The 16,139-nt window shown below is 46.8% G+C and carries 11 protein-coding genes and 3 pseudogenes; 11 read left to right on the forward strand and 3 right to left on the reverse strand.

Going from position 1 to position 16,139, the window contains the following annotated elements; translation table 11 throughout:
* Positions 1 to 122: 122 nt before the first annotated feature.
* Both rpsA and ihfB read left to right on the forward strand, forming a co-directional pair.
* Positions 123 to 1,802, forward strand: a complete 1,680-nt coding sequence (gene rpsA, locus AC4LF3_RS07865; protein ID WP_010797902.1) for a 30S ribosomal protein S1 — start codon at positions 123 to 125, stop codon at positions 1,800 to 1,802.
* A gap of 202 nt (positions 1,803 to 2,004) precedes the next feature.
* Complete coding sequence (gene ihfB, locus AC4LF3_RS07870) at positions 2,005 to 2,289, forward strand: integration host factor subunit beta (RefSeq protein ID WP_491835042.1); 285 nt, start codon at positions 2,005 to 2,007, stop codon at positions 2,287 to 2,289.
* A gap of 1,260 nt (positions 2,290 to 3,549) precedes the next feature.
* Here ihfB and AC4LF3_RS07875 read toward each other — a convergent pair.
* The 3 pseudogenes from AC4LF3_RS07875 to AC4LF3_RS07885 form a co-directional block, all read right to left on the reverse strand.
* Positions 3,550 to 3,960 (reverse strand): annotated as a pseudogene (locus AC4LF3_RS07875) (integrase core domain-containing protein); the annotation flags it as partial.
* 170 nt (positions 3,961 to 4,130) lie between these two features.
* A pseudogene (locus tag AC4LF3_RS07880) lies at positions 4,131 to 5,056 on the reverse strand (IS5 family transposase).
* 69 nt (positions 5,057 to 5,125) lie between these two features.
* A pseudogene (locus AC4LF3_RS07885) lies at positions 5,126 to 5,856 on the reverse strand (IS3 family transposase); the annotation flags it as partial.
* 575 nt (positions 5,857 to 6,431) lie between these two features.
* Between AC4LF3_RS07885 and AC4LF3_RS07890 the strand changes: the two are divergent.
* The 9 genes from AC4LF3_RS07890 (at position 6,432) to AC4LF3_RS07930 (ending at position 16,117) form a co-directional block, all read left to right on the forward strand.
* The gene (locus AC4LF3_RS07890) at positions 6,432 to 7,640 is read left to right on the forward strand and encodes a rhamnan synthesis F family protein (RefSeq protein WP_491835043.1); all 1,209 of its coding nucleotides are present in this window, start codon (positions 6,432 to 6,434) and stop codon (positions 7,638 to 7,640) included.
* Positions 7,641 to 7,657: 17 nt separating this feature from the next.
* On the forward strand, positions 7,658 to 8,455 hold the full coding sequence (locus AC4LF3_RS07895; protein ID WP_491835044.1) for an ABC transporter permease: 798 nt from the start codon (positions 7,658 to 7,660) through the stop codon (positions 8,453 to 8,455).
* 4 nt (positions 8,456 to 8,459) lie between these two features.
* Positions 8,460 to 9,203: an ABC transporter ATP-binding protein gene (locus tag AC4LF3_RS07900; protein ID WP_491835045.1), complete on the forward strand. Its 744-nt coding sequence runs from the start codon at positions 8,460 to 8,462 to the stop codon at positions 9,201 to 9,203.
* Positions 9,204 to 9,277: 74 nt separating this feature from the next.
* Complete coding sequence (locus AC4LF3_RS07905; RefSeq protein WP_491835046.1) at positions 9,278 to 10,336, forward strand: glycosyltransferase; 1,059 nt, start codon at positions 9,278 to 9,280, stop codon at positions 10,334 to 10,336.
* Positions 10,327 to 12,081 (forward strand): capsular polysaccharide export protein, LipB/KpsS family, encoded by a 1,755-nt coding sequence (locus tag AC4LF3_RS07910; RefSeq protein WP_491835047.1) that lies wholly within the window; start codon positions 10,327 to 10,329, stop codon positions 12,079 to 12,081. The genes AC4LF3_RS07905 and AC4LF3_RS07910 overlap by 10 nt, the downstream gene beginning before the upstream one ends.
* A 250-nt stretch (positions 12,082 to 12,331) precedes the next feature.
* On the forward strand, positions 12,332 to 13,237 hold the full coding sequence (locus AC4LF3_RS07915) for a glycosyltransferase family 2 protein (RefSeq protein WP_491835048.1): 906 nt from the start codon (positions 12,332 to 12,334) through the stop codon (positions 13,235 to 13,237).
* The gene (locus AC4LF3_RS07920; RefSeq protein ID WP_491835049.1) at positions 13,227 to 14,138 is read left to right on the forward strand and encodes a glycosyltransferase; all 912 of its coding nucleotides are present in this window, start codon (positions 13,227 to 13,229) and stop codon (positions 14,136 to 14,138) included. Before AC4LF3_RS07915 ends, AC4LF3_RS07920 begins: the two co-directional genes overlap by 11 nt.
* Positions 14,139 to 15,098: a UDP-glucose 4-epimerase family protein gene (locus tag AC4LF3_RS07925; protein WP_491835050.1), complete on the forward strand. Its 960-nt coding sequence runs from the start codon at positions 14,139 to 14,141 to the stop codon at positions 15,096 to 15,098.
* The gene (locus tag AC4LF3_RS07930) at positions 15,098 to 16,117 is read left to right on the forward strand and encodes an MraY family glycosyltransferase (RefSeq protein WP_491835051.1); all 1,020 of its coding nucleotides are present in this window, start codon (positions 15,098 to 15,100) and stop codon (positions 16,115 to 16,117) included. The genes AC4LF3_RS07925 and AC4LF3_RS07930 overlap by 1 nt, the downstream gene beginning before the upstream one ends.
* The last annotated feature ends 22 nt before the right edge of the window (positions 16,118 to 16,139 follow it).

Genomic DNA, 16,139 nt, shown 5'->3' on the forward strand with positions numbered 1-16,139 from the left:
ATTTGGTGAAGGCAGGCAGGAACCAGTCTCAACCTGTCTGCTGGATATTGATAACGAACCCCGCATTGGCTGGTGATGCGGTAGATCGGGTGCATCGTGTACCCAACATTACAGGTATAAACATGAGCGAAAGCTTCGCAGAACTCTTTGAAGAAAGTCTGAAATCCCTCGACATGCAACCGGGTGCCATCATCACAGGTACTGTGGTTTCCATCGATGGTGACTGGGTAGTTGTCGACACTGGCCTGAAATCTGAGGGTCTTGTTCCGCTCGAGCAGTTCTACAACGAACAAGGCGAGCTGACCATCAACGTGGGCGATGAAGTCCATGTGGCTCTCGATGCCGTGGAAGACGGTTTCGGCGAAACCAAAGTGTCTCGCGAGAAAGCCAAGCGCGCTGAGTCCTGGCTGGTCCTGGAAGCTGCGTTCAACGCTGACGAAGTGGTCAAGGGTGTTATCAACGGTAAGGTCAAGGGTGGTTTCACTGTTGACGTTAGCGGCATCCGTGCTTTCCTGCCAGGCTCCCTGGTTGATGTCCGTCCTGTGCGTGACACTGCCCACCTGGAAGGCAAAGAGCTAGAGTTCAAGGTCATCAAGCTTGACCAGAAGCGCAACAACGTTGTTGTTTCTCGCCGTAGCGTTCTTGAGGCTGAGAACAGTGCCGAGCGTGAAGCGCTGTTGGAGTCCTTGCAGGAAGGTCAGCAGGTTCGCGGTATCGTCAAGAACCTCACCGACTACGGTGCGTTCGTTGATCTGGGCGGCGTAGATGGCCTGCTCCACATCACTGACATGGCATGGAAGCGTATCAAGCATCCTTCCGAAATCGTTAATGTTGGTGACGAGATCGACGTTAAGGTTCTGAAGTTTGATCGCGAGCGTAACCGCGTATCCCTGGGCCTGAAGCAGCTGGGCGAAGACCCATGGGTTGCTATCAAGGCGCGTTACCCAGAAGGTACACGTGTTCAGGCTCGTGTTACTAACCTGACTGATTACGGCTGCTTCGCTGAGCTGGAAGAAGGCGTTGAAGGTCTGGTACACGTATCCGAAATGGATTGGACCAACAAAAACATCCACCCGTCCAAAGTCGTACAGGTTGGCGACGAAGTGGAAGTTATGGTTCTGGATATCGACGAAGAACGTCGTCGTATCTCTCTGGGTATCAAGCAGTGCCGTCCGAACCCATGGGAAGAGTTCTCCGGTCAGTTCAATAAGGGCGATCGTATCTCCGGTACTATCAAGTCCATCACTGACTTCGGTATTTTCATTGGTCTGGATGGTGGCATAGACGGTCTAGTTCACCTGTCCGATATTTCTTGGAACGAGCCGGGCGAAGAAGCCGTACGCCGCTTCAAGAAGGGTGATGAACTGGATACCGTTATCCTGTCCGTTGATCCTGAGCGTGAGCGCATTTCTCTGGGCATCAAGCAGTTGGAAGACGATCCGTTCTCCAGCTACGCTGCTCTGAACGAGAAGGGCACCATCGTTCGTGGTACTGTGAAGGAAGTTGACGCCAAGGGCGCCATCATCACTCTGGGCCATGAGATCGAAGGCGTTCTGAAGGCTTCTGAAATCAGCCGTGATCGCGTTGAAGATGCGCGTAACGTTCTGAAGGAAGGCGACGAAGTTGAAGCCAAGATCATCAGCATCGATCGTAAGAGCCGCGTGATCAGCCTTTCCGTCAAGTCTAAGGATGTTGACGATGAGAAGGAAGCGATGACGTCCCTGCGTAACAAGCAGGAGCCGAGCGCAGGCCCGACTACTATCGGTGACCTGATCAAGGCGCAGATGGAAAACCAGGGTTAATCACCTTAGGTTTTCTAGGAAAGGGGTGGCTTAGGCCACCCCTTTTTTATTGCCTAAAAAAAGCTTCTCAGATCTAAGGGGTTATATGTTTAGCGTCAAATAAATTTACAGCCTTTTGCTGGGTATATGCTTTTCAAAGCCAAGCGGTCATGCTAAAAGAGTTAAAAAATGATCTAGCCGCTTGAAAAAGAAGGAAAATTCCATGACCAAGTCGGAGTTGATCGAACGTATCGTTTCGGAGCAAGGGCAGCTGTCAGCTCGCGATGTTGAGCTGGCTATCAAGACAATGCTTGAGCAGATGGCCCAAGCGCTCTCAACCGGAGATCGTATTGAAATACGAGGCTTCGGCAGCTTCTCTTTGCATTATCGTTCACCTCGTACAGGGCGAAACCCTAAAACAGGAGAGTCTGTAACGTTGGATGGGAAATATGTTCCGCATTTTAAGCCAGGTAAAGAGTTACGGGATCGTGTTAACGAGCTAGGTTAATCTAATAGATATTTCATGAAGGCGGGCCGGGGGGGGGCTGTAGATGTTTGAATATTAAGGGCAGCTAACAAAACCCATTTCTGGTTAGCTGATATGGGCAAGCACAAGCTTGATCCTCCTTGAAATTCCATACTCCTAGCTAGCTACCTACGCTCATTGATAAGGTTTTGTTAGCAGCTCTAAGTATTCCAATAATTGTCTATAAAAGAAGCAAGACTCAAAATTTTTTGCTCTTGAGTCAGCTAATATTTCAAACGCGGTATAATGGGGGGTTCGTCATAATGTTTGTTAGCGTAATATGGGTTTTATTTCAACGTCTCTACTAACACTCTGCTACCTTTTTAATCGCGTCAGATCGCGGTTTCAAATGATAGAATCTGCAGTATTCAAGCGTGCAATATTCCTACCTGTAACCTTTAGTCCTGCCTTTGTAAAATCCCTGTGACCGAGTCATTGGCTTTACTGCATTAACCTTGCTTCCAAAGCACTAGATGAAATTGCACTCGTACATTTCCATTTTGCTTTCGAGTCATTCTAACAAATAGCTTATTTTGTGGATCGTCCTTCCTTGTGATTGTAGAGAATGTAGTGTTTTGCTGCTGCAATTTGGTTGGCGTCAAACGCATTGCGCAGATCGGCATATCGAGCCAGATATTTGCTTAGATCGAATAAGGTCAGGCATCCTTTTTGCTCCCGTAGAGCATGTAATGCCTTGTGGAAGCAAAGGTATCCGTACCAAATGCCTTAATCAGATCGGCGTATGAGGCTGTGTAATTAAGAGCATTGAAGCCATTCAGTGTGAACGAATTGCTTGCAGACTTGCCTGGCCGGCGCCCTTCTTTGTATCTATAGCTTATGTAGTATTGTGGCTGCAGTAAGGTTGGAGCCAAAGGCGTTATGAAGGTCCGCATAGTTGGCCAGGCATACATAGACCGAAGGTAGTAGTCCGACCGATTGATCAGCGCGGCATAAGTTTCGTTCGGGGGCTCCGCCAAGGGTCGGCTGTAATCGCTCCCAGCTAATGGGAAAGCGGATCATGTTGACGCCCTTGGTACTCCATTGCTGAAAATGTGCTTCGACGGAAAAATATAGTTTGTGCCATTAATGCCTGGTACAACTTGGAGAGCGAAGCCTGCTCCCCGGCATGTTTAAACCAAGCAAACCAATCGGTGTATCAGCGGGAGCTTGAACGCTGTATACTGCGGTCGCAGAGAAAACCACAAATAGAGTTTGACCTGCCCCCATCTTTAGTACCACTGCCTAGTTAGTAGGCCCTGGGGTTGATATCAATTTTTCCTGCTTCAGTTGCTGCTGGCCGACCCGCCAACTTGCAGCAAACTCTGCCGGGGTGAGGTTGCCAATGGCACTATGCGGTCGGTGCTCGTTGTAATCCCGCCGCCAAGCCGCGATATGGATTCTGGCTTCGGCGAGCGAACAGAACCAGTGCTCATTGATGCATTCGTCCCGGAGCTTGCCGTTGAATGACTTGATGAAAGCATTCTGCGTGGGTTTGCCAGGCTGAATCAGCTTCAGCTTGATGTCATGCTGATAAGCCCATTGATCAAGCGCTTTACCGGTGAACTCAGGGCCTTGGTCGGTGCGGATCGCCTTCGGGCAACCGCGAAACCGCGCCATCTCGTCCAGCGCCCGTGTGACACGAAAGCCGCTAAGGAAACTCTGATCAAGTCAGCAAGGACAGCCGATTGGCGACCGAATCGATTTTTAACCCGGTCTTTGGCGATAATCTTCACTAGAAACCCGGCTTTTGGCCGGGTTTCTGCGTTTTATAGACGCACCTCTCCTGCATCGGTCAGCAAATGTCGGCGGGCCATCCACAGGTTCTACAGGGCGAACAGCGTGACCAACTGAGCGGTGTTCTTGGCCAGGCCCCGGAAGCGCACCTTGATATAGCCGAACTGCCGCTTGATCACCCGGAAAGGGTGCTCGACTTCGGATCGTACCTGCGTCTTGGCCTTCTCGATCTTGCGCTTGGCCTTGAAAAGGGCGCTGCGCTTGCTCAACTGCTTGTAAGTGCTGCGCCGGGCCGCGATCTGCCAGATGACCTGGCGACCTTGATGCTCGGCACGCTTCTCCACGCCGGTGTAGCCCGCATCGGCACAGACCACGTTCTCCTCCCCGTGCAGGAGTTTGTCGACCTGGGTGACATCCGCCACATTGGCCGCAGTCCCCGCGACGCTGTGCACCAGGCCAGACTCGGCATCGGCACCGATATGCGCCTTCATTCCGAAGAAGTACTGATTGCCCTTCTTCGTCTGGTGCATCTCAGGATCGCGTTTGTCTTCTTTGTTCTTGGTTGAGCTGGGCGCATGGATGATGGTCGCATCAACGATAGTGCCTTGGCGTAGCGACAGCCCGCGTTCGCTCAAGTGGCCATTGATTACAGCCAGGATGCCCGTCGCCAGTTCGTGCTGCTCCAGCAGGTGGCGGAAGCTCATGATCGTGGTGTCTTCCGGAATACTGCCTTGGGTCAGACAGCTTGGCGAACTGGCGCAGCGAGGTAATCTCGTACAGCGCTTCCTATGGTCGGATCGCTCAGGGCGAACCAGTTCTGCAACAGGTGAATGCGTAGCATGGTTTCCAGGGGATACGGCGGACGGCCATTTCCAGCCTTTGGGTAGAACGGCTCGATCAGTGCCAGGAGACCAGCCCACGGCACTACCTGCTCCATTTCTACCAGAAAGCGTTCGCGCCGGGTCTGTTTGCGTTTGCCGGCGTACTCGGCATCAGAAAAGCTCATCTGGGTCATACGGCAGCGCTCGGGTTTAGCAAAGGTGGCATTTCACCAGATCGGCCGGGACTTTTCCGGAGTTTCCCTAATGCCGTGTTCCACCAGGATGCCGACCGACTCTTTAGTGAAGTCATCGACCACCGTTAGGCATTTGATCCGCCGGCCTGTGCTAAGTGCGTCAAAGACGAAATCCATCGACCAGACCTGATTCGGCGCACTCGGCAGACTCAGACGCTCGCGCTCCACTGCAACGCCACGGCGGCGCTTGCGCCGCTTCACCATCACGCCAGCCGCTTGATACAGGCGGTAAATCCGCTTGTGGTTGACCTGCACACCAGCTCGCCGCAGCAGTATATGCAAGCGCCGGTAGCCAAAGCGCCGACGCTCCTGTGCCAGTTCCACGAGTTGGGTTTGCAGCTTGATACTTTGCTCGTTGGAACGAGGTTGGTAGCGCAGCACCGAACGAGATAGCCCGACCAGCTGGCAAGCACGGCGCTCGGAGATGCCGGTTCTGGCTTGCATCTTCTGCACCGCCTCCCGCCGCGCTGTCGGGCTTACCCTTTTCCCCGAACGACCACCTTCAGTGACTCGATGTCCAGATGGGCTTCGGCCAGCAGCTTCTTCAGCCGGCTGTTCTCTAGTTCGAGATCCTTGAGTCGCTTGGCGTCTGGCACGGTCATGCCACCGAATTTGGCTCGCCAGGTGTAGAACGAGGCATCACTGAAGCCGTGCCGTCGGCACAGTTCCTTCACCGACATACCAGCCTCGGCCTGCATGAGAAAGTCGAGAATTTGCTCTTCGGTAAAACGCTTTTTCACTGCCGTCTCCTACTCGGAAAACGGACTCTACTAAGTTCAGCGTGGTACTGAAATCGGGGAGCAGGTCATCAGGTCAATAAGGCTAGCTGGTTACGTAGTAAGAGTGGTTGGTTTGCTTCTTATCTGTAGGAGTTATGACATCATGTCGCTAAACTAGTCCAAGAAAGAGATGTCGAAGGCCTCCAGGCACAGGCTAGCCAGAGTGACTGAGGAGAGATCTTCGTTATTACCTATACGTATTTCAGATAGGGCTGTGTTCCAAAGTGCTCAGACAGTCAGTAGGGACACGCTATGTATCATAGAGATAAATGCAAATGGCACCCTACATAGGGGCGGGGTTTTAAATTTATATAAAAGCGATTGTTTTCACTCTCTTTTTTAAGGGGTAGAGGAAAAGATACTGACCAACAAAGGAAAATTTATGGGGACAATGTCAGTCATCTGGCGTGGGTATGGAAACACTATCAATAAATTAATATCATTATAAGTTGGTTGAGGATTTAAATCTCTATCTCAGTTAAATTTTAAATTAATTGTGAGATGCTCAAAAACAATTTTGAATTGGTGATATAGTGATGAAATTAATTAGAGCTATTTTGGCAAGGATGTACATATTTTTCTGGAAAGTAGGGATATATGCATTTTTAAAGTATAAAAATCACTTGGAGTTTAAGAGGCAGCCTAGAAAAAAAGATATACTTTATGAGAGGGAATATACATCAGGGCCGGTTTTGTTAATGGCTCTTTACGAGAGGGGGCGGATCCGAAATGATACACAGACTCTGCTAAAGGCTGCAAAGCGGCTTGGAGCTTACGTGATTTGTGTTAATACGTTGCCAGTAAAATGGGAAGAAGGCTACCAGGGCTTTATAGACTGCTATATAGATAGAGACAATTTGGGGCGTGACTTTGGTAGCTATAAGTGTGGATTTGAGCATGTGTATTTGCGAGGAATAGATAAAAATTGCTCTCGTCTTCTAATGCTCAATGATAGTGTATTTTTTTCTGAGAAGAATTGTGAAGGATTTTTAAGCGCACTTTATAATTCTGATATAGAAGTTCTTGGTGCAACAGAGAACCATGATATAGAACATCACCTTGGCTCGTTCTGCATTTCTATTTGCGGTGACGTGCTAAGGTCAGAGGGCCTGAAGAGATACTGGGCTAAATATAAAAATTCGAACATTCGCCTCGAGGTTATTATTCGAGGTGAGATGGGGTTGTCCAAATGCCTGAAAAAGCAGGTCAGTTCTGATGGCCAATTTCGTGCTTACTATGACACAGCTTTTGTAGCCAAGGTAATAGACGAAAACCCTGAGTTGATAGCCTCCTTTTACCGCCTTAGCCGGAAATCTAAAATCGTTCCATGGGAACATTTCACGTGGGAGGGTGCGCTATCAGATAGTGCCTATTTGAAGAGTACTCTGCCAGATTATGACGTGAATGATTGGCATGGGTTAGAAGCTCTAGTGCCGCCAGGGGTTGAAAGCGAAAGATTCATGCTTGAATTAAAAGAGAAGGCAACAGCTTACTTTTTGCAGTGCTTTAATAGTGGCTCTCAACTACATATAAATAACATATTTCTGCATCATCTTGGGATGGCAATAATCAAACTGGATGGCTTGTATCGTGGTGTATTTTCTACAGAAGACGTGGAGAACATCGCTAATCAACTGCTTCCCGCTCAAAAGGAGGAGTTTAGACGAATTATGTACTCGCGTCCTTATGGCGGTAGAGTACTATTTGGCTGGAAGCATATGGCATTCCGGCTTGGCTTTATTTGATTAGGGTGACGTTATAGATGTCAAGTAATTTCAATGGTGCAGTTCGGGATATCAAGGGGGCTTATCAGAGGTTGCCTCTTGTTGGAATCCTTGGATGGCAAGACGTAAAGCAGAGATATAAAAGGTCGTCACTCGGTCCTTTCTGGTTAACAATCAGTATGGGCGTGATGATTGGGACGATGGGACTGGTTTTCGGTAATATTTTCAAGACTCCCTTGCATGATTTCCTGCCGTTTCTCGCCTTAGGCATCATTTTTTGGGGATTTATGTCAAATGTCATTAATGAGAACTGCACGGCTTTTATATCTGGTGAGGGTATAATCAAGCAGCTACCGATTCCGATGTTTGTTCATGTGTTGAGGGTTATCTGGAGAAACCTGATAATACTGGGCCATAATATAGTCATATTTCCGCTTGTACTGTTAATGGTACAGCGGGGTGTAAGTTGGAATGTGATTTTAGCTATTCCAGGGTTGATTTTGGTAGTGGCAAATTTGGCCTGGATATCATTGATTCTCGCAACTATATGCGCGCGCTATAGAGACCTTCCTCAAATAGTCACGAGCTTGCTCCAAGTTATATTTTATTTGACTCCAGTGATGTGGATGCCAAACCTTCTTCCAGAAGGTAAAGCTTATTTCTTGTTGAATTTAAATCCAGTTTACCATGGGCTTGACATCATTCGTTCCCCTTTGATGGGGCAGGTACCGTTGACAAACAGTTGGGTGATTTGTATCGCCTCAGCGCTTGTGGGATGGGTTTTGGCCTTGTCTATATACGGTCGATACAGAAAGCGTATCGCCTATTGGTTATAAATGTATGGCTTATATAAAGTTTAAAGATATGTGTGTAGATTTTCCTATCTACAACGCCTCCTCTAGGTCTTTGAAAAAAGATATTATGAAAGTGGCAACCGGTGGCCAGCTAGGCGAGGGTGGCAGTGGTAAGGTTGTAGTTAGAGCCTTAGAGAATATTAATCTGGAGCTTAAAGATGGAGATCGTCTTGGACTCTTGGGTCATAACGGTGCAGGCAAAACTACTCTCTTGCGACTATTGAGCGGTGTTTACTATCCTACCTCCGGTTCAGCACAAATACAGGGAAATATCGGCTCACTAATCGCTATTTCTTTAGGTATAGACCCAGAGTTTACTGGCCGCGAAAACATATATCTTCGCGGGGCGCTATTAGGGATAAGCCGGAAAGATATTAAAAGTAAAATAGATGAAATTATTGAGTTTTCCGATCTCGGAGATTTTATAGATATACCAGTTAGAACATATTCGTCAGGCATGCATCTCCGGCTTGCTTTTAGTGTGTCGACTATTTTTCGGCCGGAAATATTGCTAATGGATGAGTGGCTTTCTGTAGGCGATGAGGGCTTCAAGCATAAGGCCGAAGCCAGAATGAAAGAAATGATTAGCGCTACTAAGATACTAGTTATTGCCAGTCATTCAAAAGAACTAATCCTTAAGACATGCAATAGAGCTATTTGGATGGAGCATGGGCAGATAAAGATGGACGGGCTGCCTTCTGATGTGGCAAAGGCTTACTTTGGTGGCTAAAGTAAAGTTGTTAATATAGTAAAAAATTTATAAGGCTAAATTAAGGGGGCGGTTTAAAGGGATGAGACTTTATCTTGAAACATAAAATATTATTTGTAAGTCAAACTACTCAGTTGGATCGACCATTTTTAGATCCTTCGGTACGATACCGTTGCTTTCAGATGGCGGAAGCATTGACTAAGCTTGGGCATCAAGCAGCCGTAATTGCTCAGTCTGAATTTGAAGCAAAAATAGATTTTTACGGATTCTACGATAAGTATGTATTTCATAGGCCAATGATGAGCGAGGCCCTAGGAGAATTTTTACAAAAGCATAAAAAAAGTAAAGATTTGATTGCTGACTTTGATGATTACATCTTTGGGGTGGAGGATTCAGCACTTATGCCTTCTTATAGATTTAGGGGGAACTCTCTAACTCAAACGGCTAGGTATCTTGCTCTTAATGCCTGCGCATCCTCTTATTTTTCTAACTTTAGTCTATCTACTCAATATCTTGCTGATATCGTTACTGCTAAATTCTCTCCAGGTAAAGTTGAGGTAATTCATAATTCTCTTGATAAAGGGTATCAGGGAATAGCTTCGCTTATTCGACAAAGAATGAAGTTTTCTGAACGCCCTTATAGATTTGGTTATTTTGCTGGAACCGCTACTCATGATGCTGATCTCAAGCACGTTGCGCCAGCTATAGCCAAAGCTCTGCAGAGTGATCAGCACGCCCGAATGCTAATCCTAGGTCCAGCAAAAATTCCTACTGAATTACTTAGATTCGGACATAGAGTAGAACATCGTGCAGCAATAGTGCCGTTTCATCATTTGCCACTGGTCATGGCGCAAGTGCAGACGGTAATAGCTCCCCTTGAAGTTAATAAGTTTACCTTAAGTAAAAGTGGGTTAAAATTTTTCGAGGCAGCCGCTGTTGGGTGCTCCGTAGTAGCTACCCCTATTCCTGACATTGATAGATTCGATTCTCTTTTACTTCGAAAATGCCAAAATCAATATGAATGGTTAGAGGCGCTGATAACGCCTTTTAATTTATCTGTATCCGCTGTTGAAGAGGAGGCTTCTCGTATCTGTAGGCTCGTTAGCTTGGATATGGCTGCCCTCAAGTTTCAAGAGAAGTTTTTATGTCAGTAAAAAAAATTCTTATATACATTGAGCCGCATCCTTTAAGAAACTCGTTTCATGAGTACTGCGTTGCAGCAAATTTTATTATAGAGTCTTTTCTTTTAATAGATAACTCAGACTTCTATTTTGAATGGAAAGTCTATTCAAATAAGCTTGTTACTGATGAGCTAACGGCTCAGTTTGAGCTTGGTGATAGGATCATTAGCCCGGATACCGATACGGAGATGTTTCAGTTTTCTTCACTTCGTGAGTGGGATGTATCTGCAATAAAAGAAAGACAAGAACTGGTTAATGGTGTAGGCGAGATATCAAATTTTTATGAGCGGGAGCTAGCGCGAGTTAGATCTTTTTATCCGTTTGATACAGTAATTTTATGGTCAGAAAATGGCGCCGTCAGAGCCTTCTGTGAAAAAAATTACTTGCAAGTCTTTCACTGTGAGTTAGGTCCCACGAGATTGCCTTTTCCTGAAACATTTTATGTGGACAGTGATGGTACTAATGGTGCTGTATCTCTAATGCAGTATGAATTAAATAGTTATCCAGAAGAAAAAATCGTTCCCGCGGACACATGGATCTCTCTTTCAGCAGGGCATAATAGTGGTAGAAAAAGTATTATTGAAAGCCTTTTTGATGGTCGAGTATTTTCTCCTGACCAAATGAGTAGAGATTACATTGTTATTGCACTGCAGCTGGCTGACGATCTAAATACCCTTTCTCACTCTAATTTTTCTTCTCCTAAAGAGTTTCTGGAATACATTGTTCCACCTTTAATTTCATTTGGGTTTGACGTTGTTATTAAAGGGCATCCTGGAGCTGTAGGTAGGCCATATAATTTAGCGCTCCAATTGGAGGCTTTGGAATATGTGCAGGGCTTAAATGGAAATGTCTTGGTGCTTGATAAGGAATTTAGTAAAGATAAATTTTTGGTATTGCTGAAAAAAGCATATGCAGTATGTTCCATTAATAGCTCAGTAAGCTTTGAGGCTCTATTGTTGGGCACGCCTGGGATTGTTTTTGGGACGGCTGCTTATGATGTGGGTGGAGCGCTAAAAGCGTTAGGTGTAGAGTTATTGCAGGCTGGAAAAATAAGTACTGAGGGGGTTGATCTAGATAAGTTGTGTAGCATTCTGTTCAGGCATTATATCCATCCATACAATCCGGTTGTGGCTTCAAAGGTTTTTGAAATTCTAATAAGAAATTTTGAAGTACACATGAGTGGGAAAAAGTTTATCGATGGCTTGATAGATAATATCGATCATGGCGAAAGCTTTATGGATGTCGAGGTGATGGCATCAACTAAAGTTAGCGCTTTCGAAACTGTCTCAAAAAATACTCGGCTGATAGATAGTGGGTTTTATGGAAATATCGATGAGGTTCTGCGAAGCGCTGATTCTGACCTGTCGTCCCTAATGGTAAGTGGCTGGGTTTCTAGAGGTGTCGGAGATAAGCCTGTTATTGCGGTTGCCTTACGTGTTTCAGATCAACTATTGAGCGGTTTTGTCAGTGTTGCGGATCGGCCTGATGTTCGTGAAGCTCATCCCGAGATTGTAAATCCTTGTGGTTTTAATGTAGGTATAATTGTTCCTAGCGTGATGTTGCAGAGTAAGATTGAGCTACTTTTCATTTGTGCTAACGAAAGCTTTTCGTACTTGCTAGATTTGTCTAGAGTGGCGCCATACTTTATTAGTGGTCATAAAGAAATGGAAAGGTCTTCTTCGATCGGGATAATCAAGCGGTTTCTAAAAAAACTATAATGAGCTCTAATCTTCGTTATTAAGACCTTGAAGGTTGTGGTCTTTTGGTAGTGGAAAATTATGACGGCGCCTAGAGTAACTGCTTTGCGATTTGGAACTAAGATCTGTCATAATTTAGATGCGATCTAGGGGTGGGTAAATATTTAGGAAATAATAATTCGATTTTCAATTTTGGGGCGCATTGTCGGCGCTTGGTGGGCTTTGTGGTACGTTCAGAGAGTTATTATAGCCGGTGTGTCGTGGCTGAGTTATGTTAAGAAGTATAGCTGCTGTCGTTGTTGTCTATTATCCGGATATGGGTTTGCTTTGGCGAAATTTAATCAGCGTTTCGAAGCAAGTTCAATTAATTATCGTGGTTGACAATGCGTCCTTGAGTGAAGAGGAGACAGAGTGCTTAGTTAAAGTGGCGGAAGTGTTGCGATCTCCTTCTAATTTAGGGATAGCCAGTGCCCAAAACATTGGGGTGCGGAGCGCTATTGCAGCTGGGGCAGATGGCGTCATCTTTTTCGATCAGGATAGTGTAGTGCCTGATGGGATGGTTAAAGCTTTGCGTGATGAGTTTTTTGCTATTAGTGCGGCTAAGAACGTGGGTGCTATAGGCCCGGTATTTCGGAATATGGATTCCGGTTTTTTTTACCCTGTTGTCCAAATAAACTCCTTGGGTTTAGTGAGAAAAAAAGTTCCTTCTGCAGCTCTTGAGGCTATCCCAGTATCTTGCTGCATATCTTCGGGTACGCTGATACCAGTTCCTGTTATAAAAAAGGTAGGGATGTTAAATGAGGATTTATTTATAGATTATGTGGACACCGAGTGGTGCCTTAGAGCTGTTACGCATGGGTACGATATTTTTGTTACGCCTCGAGCTTTGATGGAGCATAGGATAGGGGATAAAACCTTATCGGTTGGTCCCTGGAGGCTGCCTGTGCATTCTCCGTTTCGACGTTATTACAGAATGCGAAACGTGTTTATATTAGCGCAACTTAGTCATATCCCAAGGCTCTTGTTAGTTAAAGAGTTTATCCAGAATGTCTGTCATCAGCTAATATTAATTATTACCCAGAAGGGTAAAAGAGTTTCTTATGCTAGAAGTGGATTGGCGGGGGTAGCGGATGGCGTAAAGCTTTTTCTTAATAGGCGCTTTTTTAATGGATCTTAAGCAACCCCGGTTCGCCGTTGCACTAGCGGCTTACAACGGCATGCTTTGGATTGACGACCAGCTCTCCAGTATTCTCGAGCAGCGGAGTGTAGATGTCGTCGTATTTATCAGTGTCGACATCTCGTCTGATGAAACATATGAGCATGTACTTTCGCTTGCCTCTAAAAATTCTCGCATATGTGTTTTGCCACAGATCGAGCGGTTTGGTGGGGCAGCCAAGAACTTCTATCGCTTGATACGCGATATAGATATTTCTGCATTTGACTATCTGGCCTTGGCTGACCAAGACGATATCTGGCTTGAGAATAAATTGATTAGAGCTCACCAAGTACTGATCGAACGGCAAGCTGAGGTCTATTCGGGTAATGTCATGGCATTTTGGGAGAATGGTCGGCAACGTCTGCTGGATAAGGCGCAGCCAATGCGCGCTTATGATTACCTTTTTGAGGCGGCTGGTCCCGGATGTTCCTACGTGATGGATAGGGCCTTTACTCATCGTTTACAAGCGTTCATGGAAGAAAATTGGTCGGCTGTCAATGAGGTCGCGCTTCATGATTGGCTCATTTACGCGTATGGTCGTAGCTCTGGGGCGCAATGGTGTATCGATCCGTGGCCTTCTGTTCTGTACAGACAGCATGGAGGTAATGTTGTGGGAGCCAATGTAGGTGTCCGCTCAGCCTTGAGCCGAATCAGGCGCATGAAAGGTGGGTGGTACCGAGACGAGTCGCGGAAGATCATCCGCTGTCTTGGTCTAGAAGATACACCGGGTATCGCCCATATCATCTTAAAGAAAGAACGTTTAAGCGCGATTCGTTTGCTGGTTGAAGTCAATAAGACCAGGCGGAAGCTAACGGATCGGATCGCTTTAGCTCTCTTCATATTACTAGGGCTGTACCGGTAAATGGCTAGAGTTCTGGTAACCGGGGCAGCCGGTTTTGTAGGCTCTAATCTCGTCTCGGCGTTAAATCAGCAGGGACATGAGGTTGTGGCGATGTCTCGTATGACAATCGAGACTGCAAGCGATCTTGTACAGCCCTGGCAAGCAGATTTTACAAGTCTGGATGCTAATGCTTTTCGACGCCATCGTGTCGAGAGTGTCGTCCATTGCGCGGCTAAGGTTCATGCCATGCACGAAAAGCCAGGGCAGGGGCTGGGTGAGTACCAGCGGGTAAATGTCGACGGAACGATGAAGCTTGCGCGTCTGGCGGCTGCCCATGGGGTGCGGCGGTTTGTCTTTGTCAGCTCGGTAAAGGTCAACGGTGACGAGACAGTACCCGAACAACCTTTTTCTCCCTTAGACGCACCCCAGCCTTCCGATACCTATGCCATTTCAAAATGGACTGCCGAACAGCAGCTCATGGAGCTGGCAAGAAATGGAGTAATGGATGTCACCATTATTCGTCCGGTACTGGTATATGGGCCAGGCGTAAAAGCCAATTTTCTTACTATGCTACGTTGGTTAGACAAAGGCATTCCATTGCCGTTGGGTGCTATCGATAATCGTCGCAGCCTGGTTTCGGTCAACAACTTGGTGGATTTCATTTCAACATGCCTTTTTCATCCGGCTGCTGCCGGTCAGACCTTTATGGTGAGTGATGGAGAAGACCTTTCTACTACTGAGCTGCTTAAGCGCCTAGCCCGATTTTTAGAGCGTCCCATAAGGTTGATTCCTGTACCTCGAGGATTGGTAGAGGTTGGTGCAACCATTCTTGGGAAGGGTGCGTTATCTCAGCGAGTGTGCCGTTCCCTGCAAGTCGATATTTCTAAGAACCTTGATATCACCGGTTGGCGGCCGCCTGTAGCTGTGAACGATGCTCTCCAAGCTACTGCAATTGATTTTTTGAGAAGCAAGGAAAGCTGATGACGCTATTTTTGGCTGTCTGCACGGTCGTCGCGTCTTGGGCTATGACACACTACGTTCGGCGTTATGCGTTAAAGGGACATCTTATGGATATTCCTGGTGTGCGCAGCTCTCACTCTATTCCTACGCCCCGGGGTGGTGGCTTAGCTATAGTTATCGTGTTTTCTATCGCTACCTTGGTCTGGCAATTTATTGGCGCTAATCTCTATTGGACGGATCTTGTCGCGTTGCTCGGTGCGGCATGTGGCGTTGCTCTAATTGGTTTTATTGATGACCATGGTCATATTCCGGCCAGGTGGAGGCTGCTCGGGCATTTTGCTTGCGCTGCTTGGGGGCTCTGGTGGTTGCAAGGATTTCCAACGGTCATGATTAATAATACGGCTATTAATTTTGGCTGGTTGGGCAACGCGTTTGCGTTGTTTTATCTGGTCTGGCTGCTTAATCTCTATAATTTCATGGATGGGATCGATGGCATTGCAAGTGTCGAGGCGATTTGCGTAGGGGCAGGCGGTGCCGCTCTATTTTGGATTACCGGACACGGTGCCATTGCATGGCTCCCGTTGCTGTTAGTGGCTGCCGTCTTAGGCTTTTTGATTCTGAATTTTCCGCCCGCTAGAATTTTCATGGGGGACGCGGGCAGTGGGTTTTTAGGAATCATTTTAGGATGTCTTTCTATCCTGGCTGCACGGCTTGATCCGGCTTTTTTTGTGGCATGGATTATCTTATTAGGTGTATTTGTGACGGATGCTTCCTTTACGCTGTTTCGTCGCTTGCTTAGAGGCGAAAAGGTTTATGAGGCTCATAGAAGTCACGCATACCAATCTGCTGCGCGCTTTCACAATGGGCATCGCCCCGTCACGTTGGCCGTTCTGTTAATCAATACTATTTTGCTTATACCTACGGCACTTTTGGTTGGTACAGGTTATCTATCGGGAGTTATAGGCGTGGCTGTTGCCTACGTTCCCTTGATCTATCTTGCCGTTCGTTATGAGGCAGGAAGGCCGGAAAGCTCTCGATAGATCATATTGGTAGGATTGGTGA

The organism is Pseudomonas sp. C2.3V (assembly GCF_058536325.1).

What these genes read in the sequence shown, in the direction of transcription:
- AC4LF3_RS07925 (WP_491835050.1), top strand. Translation starts at nt 14,139, where the DNA reads ATGGCTAGAGTTCTGGTAACCGGGGCAGCCGGTTTTGTAGGCTCTAAT.
- AC4LF3_RS07895 (WP_491835044.1), top strand. Translation starts at nt 7,658, where the DNA reads ATGTCAAGTAATTTCAATGGTGCAGTTCGGGATATCAAGGGGGCTTAT.
- AC4LF3_RS07920 (WP_491835049.1), top strand. Translation starts at nt 13,227, where the DNA reads ATGGATCTTAAGCAACCCCGGTTCGCCGTTGCACTAGCGGCTTACAAC.
- ihfB (WP_491835042.1), top strand. Translation starts at nt 2,005, where the DNA reads ATGACCAAGTCGGAGTTGATCGAACGTATCGTTTCGGAGCAAGGGCAG.
- AC4LF3_RS07890 (WP_491835043.1), top strand. Translation starts at nt 6,432, where the DNA reads ATGAAATTAATTAGAGCTATTTTGGCAAGGATGTACATATTTTTCTGG.
- AC4LF3_RS07910 (WP_491835047.1), top strand. Translation starts at nt 10,327, where the DNA reads ATGTCAGTAAAAAAAATTCTTATATACATTGAGCCGCATCCTTTAAGA.
- AC4LF3_RS07900 (WP_491835045.1), top strand. Translation starts at nt 8,460, where the DNA reads ATGGCTTATATAAAGTTTAAAGATATGTGTGTAGATTTTCCTATCTAC.
- rpsA (WP_010797902.1), top strand. Translation starts at nt 123, where the DNA reads ATGAGCGAAAGCTTCGCAGAACTCTTTGAAGAAAGTCTGAAATCCCTC.
- AC4LF3_RS07930 (WP_491835051.1), top strand. Translation starts at nt 15,098, where the DNA reads ATGACGCTATTTTTGGCTGTCTGCACGGTCGTCGCGTCTTGGGCTATG.
- AC4LF3_RS07915 (WP_491835048.1), top strand. Translation starts at nt 12,332, where the DNA reads ATGTTAAGAAGTATAGCTGCTGTCGTTGTTGTCTATTATCCGGATATG.